Origin of the sequence: Wolbachia endosymbiont (group A) of Portevinia maculata (assembly GCF_964028525.1) — a bacterium.
In the GTDB taxonomy this organism is placed as follows: Bacteria; Pseudomonadota; Alphaproteobacteria; order Rickettsiales; family Anaplasmataceae; genus Wolbachia.
The window spans coordinates 1,055,285-1,068,182 of sequence record NZ_OZ034786.1 but is presented as its reverse complement, the minus strand read 5'-3'; the positions used below and the strand labels follow the sequence as shown (position 1 = coordinate 1,068,182).

The 12,898-nt window shown below is 35.7% G+C and carries 13 protein-coding genes, 2 tRNA genes and 1 pseudogene; 11 read left to right on the top strand and 5 right to left on the bottom strand.

The features are described from left to right. Positions 1-18: 18 nt before the first annotated feature. Positions 19-639, bottom strand: coding sequence for a ribonuclease D (locus tag ABWU36_RS05325; protein WP_264687899.1), 621 nt, complete (start codon positions 637-639; stop codon positions 19-21). Between the two features lie 180 nt (positions 640-819). Between ABWU36_RS05325 and ABWU36_RS05320 the strand changes: the two genes are divergently transcribed. From ABWU36_RS05320 to ABWU36_RS05300, 5 genes and pseudogenes are all read left to right on the top strand, one after another. Next, positions 820-892 (top strand) — tRNA-Gly (locus tag ABWU36_RS05320). A gap of 324 nt (positions 893-1,216) precedes the next feature. Continuing rightward, positions 1,217-1,402 carry a hypothetical protein gene (locus tag ABWU36_RS05315; RefSeq protein ID WP_265017467.1) on the top strand — a complete coding sequence of 62 codons (186 nt, stop codon included), beginning with the start codon at positions 1,217-1,219 and terminating at the stop codon, positions 1,400-1,402. Between the two features lie 154 nt (positions 1,403-1,556). Continuing rightward, complete coding sequence (locus ABWU36_RS05310; RefSeq protein ID WP_353273105.1) at positions 1,557-2,693, top strand: ankyrin repeat domain-containing protein; 1,137 nt, start codon at positions 1,557-1,559, stop codon at positions 2,691-2,693. Positions 2,694-3,052: 359 nt separating this feature from the next. Beyond that, positions 3,053-3,937: a GTPase Era gene (era, locus tag ABWU36_RS05305; RefSeq protein WP_253309588.1), complete on the top strand. Its 885-nt coding sequence runs from the start codon at positions 3,053-3,055 to the stop codon at positions 3,935-3,937. Continuing rightward, positions 3,930-4,749: pseudogene (locus ABWU36_RS05300) on the top strand (3'-5' exonuclease). Before era ends, ABWU36_RS05300 begins: the two are co-directional and overlap by 8 nt. 43 nt (positions 4,750-4,792) lie before the next feature. Here the strand turns inward: ABWU36_RS05300 and ABWU36_RS05295 are convergent. Both ABWU36_RS05295 and ABWU36_RS05290 read right to left on the bottom strand, forming a co-directional pair. Then, the gene (locus tag ABWU36_RS05295; protein ID WP_253309589.1) at positions 4,793-5,182 is read right to left on the bottom strand and encodes a hypothetical protein; all 390 of its coding nucleotides are present in this window, start codon (positions 5,180-5,182) and stop codon (positions 4,793-4,795) included. A gap of 6 nt (positions 5,183-5,188) precedes the next feature. Beyond that, positions 5,189-6,010, bottom strand: a complete 822-nt coding sequence (locus ABWU36_RS05290; RefSeq protein WP_353273104.1) for a lipase family protein — start codon at positions 6,008-6,010, stop codon at positions 5,189-5,191. Between the two features lie 460 nt (positions 6,011-6,470). Between ABWU36_RS05290 and ABWU36_RS05285 the strand changes: the two genes are divergently transcribed. The 4 genes from ABWU36_RS05285 to ABWU36_RS05270 all read left to right on the top strand — a co-directional run bounded on the left by ABWU36_RS05285 (position 6,471) and on the right by ABWU36_RS05270 (position 9,999). Continuing rightward, on the top strand, positions 6,471-8,483 hold the full coding sequence (locus ABWU36_RS05285; RefSeq protein WP_353273103.1) for a porin: 2,013 nt from the start codon (positions 6,471-6,473) through the stop codon (positions 8,481-8,483). Between the two features lie 127 nt (positions 8,484-8,610). Next, on the top strand, positions 8,611-8,901 hold the full coding sequence (locus ABWU36_RS05280; RefSeq protein WP_253309591.1) for a GIY-YIG nuclease family protein: 291 nt from the start codon (positions 8,611-8,613) through the stop codon (positions 8,899-8,901). 173 nt (positions 8,902-9,074) lie between these two features. After that, complete coding sequence (locus ABWU36_RS05275) at positions 9,075-9,881, top strand: DUF2163 domain-containing protein (RefSeq protein WP_264687893.1); 807 nt, start codon at positions 9,075-9,077, stop codon at positions 9,879-9,881. Positions 9,882-9,912: 31 nt separating this feature from the next. Next, a tRNA-Ser gene (locus ABWU36_RS05270) sits at positions 9,913-9,999 on the top strand. Positions 10,000-10,259: 260 nt separating this feature from the next. Here ABWU36_RS05270 and ABWU36_RS05265 read toward each other — a convergent pair. Next, positions 10,260-11,303 carry a class I SAM-dependent methyltransferase gene (locus ABWU36_RS05265; RefSeq protein WP_353273102.1) on the bottom strand — a complete coding sequence of 348 codons (1,044 nt, stop codon included), beginning with the start codon at positions 11,301-11,303 and terminating at the stop codon, positions 10,260-10,262. Positions 11,304-11,404: 101 nt separating this feature from the next. On the opposite strand from ABWU36_RS05265, the gene ABWU36_RS05260 reads away from it, so the two are divergent. Both ABWU36_RS05260 and ABWU36_RS05255 read left to right on the top strand, forming a co-directional pair. Then, positions 11,405-11,776 carry a hypothetical protein gene (locus tag ABWU36_RS05260; protein WP_353273101.1) on the top strand — a complete coding sequence of 124 codons (372 nt, stop codon included), beginning with the start codon at positions 11,405-11,407 and terminating at the stop codon, positions 11,774-11,776. Beyond that, complete coding sequence (locus ABWU36_RS05255; protein WP_007549418.1) at positions 11,777-12,061, top strand: DUF2610 domain-containing protein; 285 nt, start codon at positions 11,777-11,779, stop codon at positions 12,059-12,061. Positions 12,062-12,067: 6 nt separating this feature from the next. Here the strand turns inward: ABWU36_RS05255 and dapD are convergent, their stop codons facing one another. Then, positions 12,068-12,898, bottom strand: a complete 831-nt coding sequence (gene dapD / locus ABWU36_RS05250) for a 2,3,4,5-tetrahydropyridine-2,6-dicarboxylate N-succinyltransferase (protein WP_353273100.1) — start codon at positions 12,896-12,898, stop codon at positions 12,068-12,070.

Below are 12,898 nucleotides of genomic sequence, written 5' to 3'. Positions count from 1 at the left end.
AAAACTTCTCACAAATGGTTATATCTGATGATTAAAGATATCCACGTTTTCCCAACCCATTAAGTCTAACTCAATGCGAGTAGGAAGAAATTCAAAGCACTTTTGGGCCAATTCTTTTCTATTTTCACGTTCCAACATTAAATCTAGCTTTTCCTTTATCTTATGGAGATACAAAACATCAGATGCAGCATAATTTTTTTGTTTGTCTGTCAAATTTTCATTTCCCCAATCAGAAGATTGCTGCTGCTTATTTAATTTGGTATCAAGTAGTTCTAAGCACAATTCTTTTAAGCTATGATTATCTGTGTAAGTGCGAACTAAACGTGAAGCTATTTTTGTGCAATAGCACGGAAGTGCCCAAATTTCCAAGTAATAACGTATTATGCTTACATCAAATCGCGCGAAGTGAAATATTTTAGTTATATTTTTATCCTCTAATATTTTTCTCAAATTTGGCGCTGTGTAATCGTTCTTGAGTTGAACTAAGTGAACGTTGCCATCATTAAAAGAGAGCTGCACAAGGCATAATCTATCTCTGCTATGAAGTAGCCCCATTGCCTCGGTATCAACAGCTATAGAACTTATATCATCTGGTATTGAACTAGCTGGCAAGTCGTCTTTATATAAAAATATTCCCATAAAATTAATACATTTTTTGGCACAATTGAAAACCTATGATAATCAAAAATGAGCCTTAAGTATACGAAAAGATCATAGAAGGAACCACGCAAATTTATGGGCTCTCACATTTTTCGTGTACACGGGGTTTACAAATCGCTGTATATGCCTATAATTAAGTAAATTTAGGTTAATTTAATTGCGGGAGTAGCTCAGTTGGTAGAGCGCAACCTTGCCAAGGTTGAGGTCGAGGGTTCGAACCCCTTCTCCCGCTCTTTACTTTCAAAATCATTTCGTCAAAAATCCCTTGACATATTTCGCCAGCGCCCTTATTATGACAATAAGGGTATTTATGACTCAAAACTTGTTTTTGACCTGCAGGCTCAATGACAAAATTCAGTAAAAAACTTAGGGTATTTATTGGCGGATTACATAAAATTATAGCGGCTGCATGTCTTTTTTATTTTTTCTACATTCAGCCAAATCGCGCTTATTTTAAGCGTTAGCACATTATTACAGCGCCACTTACAGTAATATAGAGTCAAAACTCGCTACTCGGGGCTTCTTTTGCCTTTTTTTTCATTTGGTAAATTTCTTAATGTTTATAGCTCAAAGAGAGGTGTCATTCCAGCACTTGATGCTGGAATCCAGGAATTTTATCAAGTATAAAAGTTATGTTAAAATGCACCATTTATGGAAAACTAGATCCCAGTGTCTGGGCACTGGGATGACGAGAAAGGAGCACTGGAATGACATCATAGGGGCCGCTGGGATGACATCATAGGGGCGCTGGGATGACACCCTTTCCTAGATGGAGATAAATTACAATGTTTGTACAGTTATGGGATTGCGCAGTGGATGCAGTTTAACATAAAAAGCTTTGCTTTTTGAAATTTTGGGTTATACTTAGCTTAAGATATTCCAGTAGGAGGTTTATTGTGAATAGAAAGGAAGCTTTAAAAATATTAGGCTTTAGTCCAAGTGATAATCCAAGTGAATACGAAATTAGAAAAGCATATAGAAAATTAGCTCTTGAATATCATCCTGATAAACATTCAGGTGAGAGTAAGGATGTGCAAAAACAAAACGAGGAGAAATTTAAAGAATTAGGTGTTGCATATAACCTTTTCACTGGAAAAGATACGGAAGAAGTTACAAAACTGACTGATGAAAATTTAGATGAAATTAATTCTCCTGAAGATTTAAAGTTTTATCTATATGAGGCTATCTCAGAGGGAAATACAGCATTTCTGAAAAAACTTTTTTCCAAGTTCAAGAGCAGTAAAGATGGAAAATTTGGTGATTATATTAATGATAATATATATGCCTATCCAGCACTGATACTTGCTATAAAAGAAGGAGGGAACATTGAAATTATAAAGCTATTCTTGGAAAATGGTGCTAATTGTGACACGCAGGACAAACAAGGTTGTACTGCGTTACACAAGGCCTGTAATAAATGTTATAATGAAATCATAGAATTACTCCTGGAGCGTGGTGCTGACCCTAATAAAAGAGATCAAGAAGGTAAATCACCACTTCATTATGCTATTTATAGTTGTTGTGGCATTGCTCGTCATAAAGCTGTGGAATTACTTTTGGGTAAAGGCGCTCATCTTAATATGCAAGATAATCAAGGTAAGGCACCACTGCACTATTTGTGCAGTGGACATTTTTTCGGCGGTAGCGTTGAAATTGCGAAATTACTTCTAAAAAAAGGGGCTGATCCAGGTTTGAAGGATAAAGATGGCAAAAAACCAGTGGAATGTGTTGCTGGTGCTAGCAGTGATGCTGGAGAAATGTTTGGTGCTATTAATTATGAGAAAGCATTCTGGATTGGGTGTGCTACGCTATTAACTACAGCAGGTAGTATTGCCTTGATTTCTGGGGTTGCAGACGCATACATAGGTAAAGTTTGGTGTTCTACTCTTGCAGTAGGTATGGCTGCTGTTGCATTATGTAGTGCGTGCTGTGCAATAAAAATTATGTTCTTTTCAAGACCCTCAACTGAGTTTACTGAAGCTAGGGCAGAGTTTCTTAATAGTCAATCACCAAATCCAGCAGGTGCAGCTTAATAATTATAGCTAAAGTAATCTAGGTTTACCGTCATTCCGCTACTTGTTAGCGGAATCTATGCTGGGATACCGCGAATGAATCGCGGTATGACGGTTAAGTAATTCGTCATCCCGCTACGTGTTAGCGGCTAAGAGATACCACGGCGGTATGACGTAGAATTGCTGTCATCCCGCTGCTTGTTAGCGGATGAGATACCGTGACAGTATGACGGTTCGCGGCGGTATGACGTAGGATTGCTGTCATTCCGCTACGTGTTAGCGGGATCTAGAGATACCGTGACGGTATGACGTAGGGGTTGCCGAGAACTTGTCATTCCAGTGCTTGACACTGGCATCCAGTTTTCTTTATAATTTCCTTTGTGAAAGAACAAAAGTGCTTATTTGTAACCATAGCTGGCTTACCAAATGCTGGGAAGTCTACATTAATTAACAGCATCATAGGCAAGAAAATTGCAATTGTTACACCCAAAGTGCAAACAACAAGGACGCAAATAAGGGGTATTGCAACATGCAACAACACACAAATTGTCTTTACTGACTCCCCAGGAATTTTCTCAGCAGAAACAAAACTTGAAAAAGCTTTAGTCAAATCTGCATGGTCAGCAATCAAGGGTGATGACATCACTTTGTTACTTGTTGATGTAAGCAATTATTTGAAAAATATAGAAAGAATTAAGACTATATTTACGCGGCTGCAGCGCACAAAAGGCAGATGCATTTTGGTTATCAATAAAACTGATTTGGTAAAAAGGCCAGAACTCAAGATGGCGCATGAGCATCTGAATTTGCTTTATAAATTTGAAAAAGTTTTTACGATATCAGCATTAAAGAATGATGGACTTTCTGATTTGATGAATTACTTGTCTGAAGTTGCACCGGTGAGCCCTTGGTTTTATGAAGAAGATCAAATAACCGATTCCTCGACAAATTTTTTATCAGCAGAAATTACGAGAGAAAAATTATTCTTGAACTTGCGTGAAGAATTGCCATACTCTACAGCTGTTATAACTGAACAATTTGAGGAAAAAAAAGATAAGAGTTTAGTCATCAAACAGATCATATTCGTGTTGAAAGATAGTCATAAAAAAATAGTGCTAGGGAAAGATGGCAGTAATATTAAAAAAATTAATATCGAAGCACGTGCTGAACTAGAAAAATTATTTGAGTGCAAGGTTCACCTCTTTTTGTTCGTAAAAGTGCGACCTTGGATCGACCGTCCTGAGGAGTATATAGGCAATGCTTAATTCTTTGTTAGTATTTGATATTGAAACTATACCAGATGTAAATTCCTGCAAAAATTTACTCAATATTAGTGATGATAGTAGTGTAGAAGAGAAAAGGGATGCATTAACAAAATACCACCTGGAAATAACAAACGGGCAAAACTCTTTTCTGCGTCAGCCCTTCCACCAAATTGTAGTTATCAGTTTTTTACTTTGCAATATAAGCCACCAGAGCGGTTATGAGGTGTTCACACTGCAAGAAATAAGATCTGGAGGCACACTAAATTCCAGTGAAAAGGAGCTAGTGAAAGGATTTTTTAACTACATATCAGAGAAAAAGCCAAGATTAGTTTCGTTCAACGGACGCACTTTTGATATACCAGTACTGAAGTATCGTGCTATGGTCCATGGCATTCAAGCAGAATACTTTCATAAAGCTGGTGATAAGTGGAATAGTTACAATCAGAGATATAGTAGTGATTGGCATTGTGACTTACTTGAAACCCTCTCTGATTTTGGAGCCTCTGCAAGAGTAAAAATGAACGAAGTTTGTGCAGCATTTAACCTTCCTGGCAAGATTGGAGTTGATGGGTCACAAGTTATGGGCTTATATGATAGCGGCAAGATACAAGAGATTCGAGATTATTGTGAAACAGATGTGATTAACACTTATTTGATTTACTTGAGGTTCATGCATCATCAGGGAAGGATTACTACTGAAAGCTACAACAAAAGCGTGGAAGAGCTGCTTTTAGAGTGCGAAAAAAAAGAACATCTAAAAAAATTTAAAGAGGAATGGTTGTGGTGGAAATTTTTATATTGAATTTAAATGAATAGATGTTATGGAGCAATCTAATAATTGCTCCATAGTAATAGTTATAAACTCCTTGCAGTAGACAAGTAATTCTCATATGCTATCTTGCTTTGCACAACTTCTGCTTGTTCAATCTGAGAAGAATTTTTATTTTTTACTTCTTCGAAAAAATTTGACCCACCAAAAATATAATTTACTGCATTGGCAGCGTAATATTGAGCATTACCTAAAACTGCAGAGTTAATTCGATTTAATATCCTAACAGGATAGTAAAAGAGAGATACGTTATTATTTGATCGAAAATCACTTTCATCCATCCTATAAACGGCCTCATGATAACCATCTATTCCATGCAAATAACTTACTAGACTAGAATATCTTTCTGGTGTCGATACTCTTAATTGTGCACCTACGTGAGCATAACCAAACGAACCAGGGCACAATGCTGGCACTGGATCTCACTGATGGTGAGTGACCCTTATGGTTTTTTCCTGAAGAGCATCATTATAAATTTCACTGGCAGTCAGGTCAAAAACCCTTGGATCAGCAAAAGTTGCAACATGAACATCTTCAGCGCCTTCTGTTTTGTTGAGGCATAAAGCAGCTATCTTAGCAATAGCTCCTCCCATACTGTGACCTGTGAGATTGATTTTAAAATCTTTGATTTCTGATCCTTGTTTTTCAGCATGAGATTTCAAAATGCCATAAAGATTAGGCCATGAATCTGTAAATGAATTATAAAAACCACGATGAATTCTTCCACCGTCAGGTAAAAGTTCTGAAGTAGTAAAAGATGCATTTAGATCAGTGATTGCATCATTTAAGCCACGAGTACCGTGGTAAGCTATTGTTATTTCTTCACCTTTTATGAAAACATACCCAGCATCTTCTTCGAAACTATTACCAAATGGAATAATTTTATAACCTTCGCTAAAAAGTTCAGCTCTAGTTTTATACATTTTTTTAAATTCAAAAATAATATCCTCAGAAGGATTAGTTTCTTTGTGCATTCTCCCATCTGCTTCAATAGCTATAAAATCTTCCTCACTTACATTTTTACAAGTTAATATATGATGTTTTTTTTCATCTAACTTATCGTCACTATCACCATAGCTTATTTTACAGAAATTACTCATTTCCAATAATTTCTCTTTATCAAACCCTGCAATTTCTGCGATACTTTCATCTATCTGGTAAGCAGAAGGTAAAGAATGTGGTTCATTTGGGTCAGCAGGATTTATAAATTCATAATCTTCAATGATCTCAAACTCATCATCCACCTTATATTTGCCGTTATCTGCTAAGATGGAGCTTGATTGTTCAACATCACCTAATTGTGAATCTATACTACTTGCACTAGTACCTGTGGTGCTAAATCAATTGCGTAAAAAACTAAAATCCATAACTACCTCAATCTACTATCAGCTAAACAATTTATTTAACTGTAATGTAGATTGATATTATTGTCAATAGTATTTTCTATAATCTTTCTATTGCTAGAATAAAAAAATTTTACTTCCATAGAATAAATAGTAGAGTTATAATGCACTAGCAAGCAAAAAATATTAACCTTTGTGCTAAATTTTGGTTAATATAAACGTTAGGCATATTAAAAAAGTTGTTTTTAAGGTGTTGCACTTTACTTTTGTTTTCGCTATAAGATTGCTTTAAGTTGAATTTTCAACATTTTTATATATTTACATTTAAGACAATGATTTCGAAATTTTTTGGGGGCACTTCATGAAAAAATCTATTTATACTAGAACTGCTCTAGTTTCTTTATTAACTTTATGTTCTTTCAGCAGTTTTGCAGCTGACTTTCCTGATGAGAGTATGAAGGAAATAAAAAAGCAAGAGAGCACAAAAACTTCTGGAAAAACAGAAGTTATGAAAACATCAAATAAAAAACTGAAAGAAAAGATGGACAGAATATGTAATGCTGATCCAAGAAAAAAAGCTGAAGAGCTTAAGAAAAAAGAGGAGCTAAGATTAGCAGCCGAGCAGAAGAAAAAAGAGGAGATCAGGCTAGCAAATGAGAAAAAAGCAAAGCTTATAGAGGATTCAAAAGCGAAAGCTCTAAATGCTAAGAATTCTAATATAGAAAAAGGTAAAGTTTCAAAAACTAAGGCTTCTAAAACTAAGAATGCTAAAATTAAAGCTAAAGATGTAAAGAAGGATGTAAAAGTTGTTAACAAAAATACAGAGGAAAAAGGTAAGGCAAGTCCTGTTGTTTCAGTTGGTGGAGTTGATATTATCGACACCAACCAAGGAAAAGATGGCTTAAGAATAACTTTTGGTGGTGTTGTTGATGCTCAAAGCTATGGCAAAGCAGGGCCAAGTGGTGAAGAGTATAAACGTTACAACGTTATGCCAAACAGATCTATAGAGTATTATACTGCCCCTCAGGATAAGATACAAGGAGCAAATCCCGTATTCCCTAGTGGAATAGGAAATATTGGTGATTACAGCAACGATATGGGTATGACTGCTGATGCGATATTACACCTCAGAGCAGAAAATAAAAATGAAGATTTAGGTCTTCTTTATGGTGCTGACATGCAATTTCACGTCCCAGTTACAGAAGGCAAAGGGGCTTCACAGGGTGTTTACGCTGCAAGGAGCAGGAGTGCACATGTATTTTTAAATTCAAAACATGGTGATCTAAAGCTTGGTTATCAATTTGGTCCTGAGGCTCTGATGAGACTTGATGCAACAAGAATTGCAACTGTTGACGGAGCTGCAGATAGTGACTGGTTCAGAAAAGTGAACTTAGAAGGAAGCGCTGCGAGCTTTCCATTTTATGTAACACCACGTCTTTACACTGAAAGTTTTTCGAGTGAAAGTGAAAAATTCTCTTTCCGCATGGCAGGGAAATACAACAAAGATGTTATGACTACACTGCCATTTAGAGTTGCTTACTACTCACCAAATTATATGGGCGCAAGATTTGGTATCAGCTACTCACCTCGTTATGATAGTAGCTTGTTTACTGTAAAAGAAACAGTTCCTTTCAAGGATAGTACAGATAATGATAAAATAAAACATAAGGAAGAGATAAAACATGTCGGTCCAGACTATGAGCACATAATAAGTGCTGGTGCATCATATGAATATGACTTTGATAAATATAAGGTGAAAGTTAAAACTTCTGCAGTTGGTGAGTATGGTCAAGCGAAAAAACCAAGTAAAGATAAGCATCTTTATAAGGAATTTGTAGAGTACAATGACCTTATGGGTGTTAATTTGGGTGTAAGCGCTGATTATAAGATTAATGAGGATCAAGGCATAAAATTTGCTGCCTCTTTTGCATATCTGGGCAAATCTGGTCAACCAAAAGGTATTGAAATACTGACAAAAGATGCTAATAATAAAATTGAAAAATATGAACTGCTTCCTGATGCTAACAAAAGAATGGAAGGGCTGAAAGCTCAATTTGGTGAAGATAGTATGGACACCATGTATTGGACTGTAGGAGCTGGCTATCAATATGAGAATATCTACACAAGTTTGACGTACTTTGGTAGCAGAATGAATGATGGAGATATGCTTCACGATGGCGCACTTGGCGTTGAATATGATCTATCTCCTGCATGCAGTAAGAGCAAATTTGTTCCTTACGCAGCTCTCCATTATTTTATGACTAACGAGAAACAAAACGCAAATCATAAGATTACAAAAGCAGGTAGTACCACAGAAGAGGCACCTTCTAACCAAGGAATTCTCCTTCTTACTGGTGTGAAGTTTTCTTTCTAACCAGCTAGTACACACCACAATTTAATGTGGTGTGTATCTTATTTGTTAGTGTTTATTTGTCAATCAAATAAACATATAGTGTCCTCTCTCCTGTCATCCCAGTGCGTGACACTGGGATCTAAGTTATATGCAAAATTATTACGTTTACATACTTGCAAGCAAGAATAATCGAACTTTATATACAGGTATAACATCAAATCTGATTAAACGAATCTGGGAACATAAGAGTAAAGTTATTTCTGGCTTTACATCAAAATACAATGTACATAAATTAGTTCATTTTGAAGAATTTCAAGATATAAATTCAGCTCTTAATAGAGAAAGACTGTTAAAAAGTTGGAAAAGAAAATGGAAGACTGATTTGATCGAAAAAGAAAATCCAAATTGGGTAGATTTATATGATAACATAGTCAGGTAAAATTAGATCCCAGTGTCACGCACTGGGATGACACCCTATGGTTACTGGAATGACACCCTATGGTTACTGGGATGACACTCTATAGCTACTCAGATGACGGGAAAAGAACACACTGGCTTATCTACTAGCCGTATAGCTACTTTCAAATTCAATCAATTAAACAGGAGGCCCCTATGCAAACCACACTAAAAAATCATTTAGCTGGAGAATTACTTACCACTGCTACGTGCTGGAAATTAACGCTTGCAGGTGGAGAAGTAATGGGATTCACTGACTATGATGAAGATTTAAATATTAATAATATACTCTATAAATCTTCAAGTGGATTTACAGCCAGTAGTATAATATTAAACAGCGATTTAAAAACTGATAATCTAGAAATTGAAGGGATATTAAATAGTGGTGATATTAAAGAAGAAGATGTTTTATCAGGAAAGTACGACTTTGCAAATATTGAAATATTTCTTGTGAATTATAAAGACTTGACCCAGGGAACAATGAATCTACATTCAGGAACTTTTGGTAAAGTGACATTAAGTAGTGGAAGATTTATTGTTGAAATTAGAGGGCTCTCAGCAAAGCTTGAGAGAAGCATAGCAGAATTATACTCTCCTGCATGCAGAGCACAATTTTGCGATGATAAATGCAAAGCCGATACTAAAAAATTTAGTAAAATAAGTACAATCACTAAAGTAATAGACGAAAGAAGATTTGAAGACACGAATTTAGCTGAGAGTGATGAATATTATAAGCACGGAGTAGTAAAATTCTTTGGCTCAACAGCATTTGAAGGTGTAGTAAAAGAATATAAAAATAAAGTAGTTACGTTGTTTACTTCGCCTCCATACCAAATTTCTGCTGGGGATAAATATTCAATACTCGCAGGTTGCGATAAAACATTTCCAACTTGCAGAAGCAAGTTTAACAATACTGTAAATTTTCGTGGTGAACCCTATATACCAGGTTTTTATATTGTTTAGCAGCACAATTTTCAATATTATAAATATGCATGGAAAGGTGGCTGAGTGGTCTAAAGCACACGCTTGGAAAGCGTGCACATATGAAAATATGTCGGGGGTTCGAATCCCCCCTTTTCCGCATATTACTTCTAGAATGGTATAAAACCCTCGGTCGCGCGCGCAACTCTATTCCTATAGTGAGTAGCTCCCTCTTATCTCATTTATATCATATTTTTAACTTACCCAATAACATAAATTACTTTAGCTATGCTATAGCTAAAGTGACTTAGGTTTACCTACAATTTGAAAAACAACAAATTCGTCATTCCGCTACTAGTTAGCGGCTGAGATACCGCGAATGAATCGCGGTATGACGTAGGGAAACCTTTCTTGGGCTAGCTATATCAATAGCATTGCTTTAAAAAGAGTGCCCATATTTTCAGTCAACCTTAAGAATTCACTAAAGATCCTATTCCTTTGTTCATCACTTGCGCTTTTCATTAAAGCCTGGGTTCTTTCTTTTATGCCAAAAAGATATAAAAATTCTCTTTGAGTTAAAATCTCGCAATCTACGTGTTTTAATGAATCTTTTAATGCTTGAAAGTTCACAAGTGCAGTAATATCACTATTACCAACATTCTCAAGAAAATTAGCATACTTATGTTGTTTTATCGATTGCAAAGTGCTCTTATACGCGGGGTATACATAACCGTAATCTATAATCAAAGCAGCTCCTTTATTATTATGTATCTTCTTCTCAAGTTTTTTTAATATTTCAACCCCAGTTGAACATATTTCCACCACTGTACCATCGAAACTCCCTGTCATGCAAGTAGCTGACACTGGAATCCATGATTCTTTTTTTCTGGATTCCAGTGTCACGCACTGGCATGACACCAAGAGACTGCCATCATCTTGTTTTGTCACCCTATTTTCATACCACCCCTCATCACGATATACAAACTGATCTATCGGAAGAGCGTCAAAGAACTCATTTGCTAAAAAAATGGTTGGTTGTTCTGGTAGGTTGTCAATATCTTTGTGCCAATTAACACCTAAGCCTTTTAATTTTTCCTTTTGTATCTTCCGTAAAGTAGGGCTTATTTCAACTAAGTGGATCAACATTGAATTAAAAAAGCTGCTGTATTTTTTAGTGACTCTTATTATATCGTGAATGAGTGTTCCTTTGCCTGGCCCAAGTTCAACTAGAGAAAATTTTGATGGCTTTCCTAATTTTTCCCATGTATGCATTATCCAAACTGCAATTACTTCACCAAATAATTGGCTGATCTCAGGTGCAGTAGTAAAATCACCATCCTTACCAAGTGGTAATCTACTCGTATAATAGCCGTATTTTTCATGGTACAAAACGGCATTCATGAAATCACTGATGGATATTGATCCTTGACTTTTGTCAATTAATTCGTGTATATAAGTGAGCATGTTATTAATAAATGTTTAACTATAGCGTGCCATAATATAAAATAGTAGAGTATTTATATATATAGTATAAACTTAAGTTTGTAAGTAATAGTGCTTCAGTTATGGACGACAAAAACACCGATTATGTTGCCCTTATACCTCAAGATGATAGTATTGAATACAAATTTGAAGAAGCTGTCAATTTTATAGAAAACAAGGTTATAAATGCTGATGGACTAACTTTAGCGGAAGTGTTTCAAGTGCTAGTTCAAATGCTAGATGGTGATCTAGAATTGGTAAAAAAAGTACTAGCATATGCTAATATTATGGCAAAGCATGGAATGAAGGTAGCAAAAGAGTCGCAATTAAGCAGAGCTGATGTTCGCCGAGCTTTGGAAGGTAAAGAAAGTGTTGTCAATAGACAAGATTTTATAAAGAAACCACCTCTTCCACCTGCTATAAAATCGACCAAAAAGAAAAGTAGAGGTCTTTAGATGGCTGAATCTATAAAAAAATTTACTGTACAATGTGACTTCAAAGGACAAAGTTCACCTTTTGCAATATATATAGGAAATCCAAAAAGTGATGCTCATCCAATTCATCATCAAGATTCCTGGCTTGTAAAAGAACGTGGAGGGAATATCCCTAATAAAGTAAAAGAAAGTCTACAAAAATTATATAAACTATCTCAAGAAAATGGAGTCTCTTTCTCAGAGTTATGTGCGTATGCCATTACTGTGGTTAGTAATAATGATAAAAAAAGTGACGACAAGCAGTGAGATAGTTTAATCCCTCAATATTTCATTTATAGAGGTTTTCGATCTCGTCTTTTCATCCACTTTTTTTACTATAACTGCACAATAGGTTGAAATGTTATTTTTAGATGGAATAGACCCTGGTACCACTACAGAATAAGGTGGCACTTCGCCATAAAATACCTCGCTAGTTTCTCTATCAATAATCTTTGTTGATGCTCCAATAAACACACCCATGCCAAGGACTGATCCTTCTCTCACTACCACACCCTCGGCTACCTCGCTACGTGCTCCAATAAAGCAATTATCTTCTATAATGACAGGTGAAGCTTGAATAGGCTCAAGGACTCCACCTATTCCCACTCCACCGGAAATATGGCAGTTTTTTCCTATTTGCGCACAGCTACCAATCGTTGACCAGGTATCTATCATTGTTCCTGAATTAACATATGCACCAACGTTGATAAAACTTGGCATTAGAACAACATTTGTACCTATATAAGCAGATCGGCGGACAAAACACCCAGGAACTGCTCTAATTTTTAACTGGCGAAATTTCTCCTCATTCCATTCACTAAATTTGTTACCGATCTTGTCAAACCAGCAATTGGTATTGTCTATTATTTTGTTTTCTTCAGTGAGAAAATGTAATAATATTGCCTGCTTTATCCACTTATGTACTACCCATTCTCCACTTGATAGCTTTTCTGCTACTCTAATTTTGCCACTATCAAGGAGCTCAATTACCTCTTTAATTGCTATTCTTGCTGTTTCCTTTAGGTTACAGTCATTAAATTTTTCTCTATTTTTCCAAATATTTTCTATCTCACTTTGTGTTTTTTTTAGTTGCAAACCTTCCAT

Coding starts and splice junctions, on each gene's coding strand:
- ABWU36_RS05325 (WP_264687899.1), bottom strand. CDS start 639: ATGGGAATATTTTTATATAAAGACGACTTGCCAGCTAGTTCAATACCA.
- ABWU36_RS05315 (WP_265017467.1), top strand. CDS start 1,217: ATGTTTATAGCTCAAAGAGAGGTGTCATTCCAGCACTTGATGCTGGAA.
- ABWU36_RS05265 (WP_353273102.1), bottom strand. CDS start 11,303: ATGCTCACTTATATACACGAATTAATTGACAAAAGTCAAGGATCAATA.
- ABWU36_RS05280 (WP_253309591.1), top strand. CDS start 8,611: ATGCAAAATTATTACGTTTACATACTTGCAAGCAAGAATAATCGAACT.
- ABWU36_RS05275 (WP_264687893.1), top strand. CDS start 9,075: ATGCAAACCACACTAAAAAATCATTTAGCTGGAGAATTACTTACCACT.
- dapD (WP_353273100.1), bottom strand. CDS start 12,898: ATGGAAGGTTTGCAACTAAAAAAAACACAAAGTGAGATAGAAAATATT.
- ABWU36_RS05260 (WP_353273101.1), top strand. CDS start 11,405: ATGGACGACAAAAACACCGATTATGTTGCCCTTATACCTCAAGATGAT.
- ABWU36_RS05285 (WP_353273103.1), top strand. CDS start 6,471: ATGAAAAAATCTATTTATACTAGAACTGCTCTAGTTTCTTTATTAACT.
- ABWU36_RS05255 (WP_007549418.1), top strand. CDS start 11,777: ATGGCTGAATCTATAAAAAAATTTACTGTACAATGTGACTTCAAAGGA.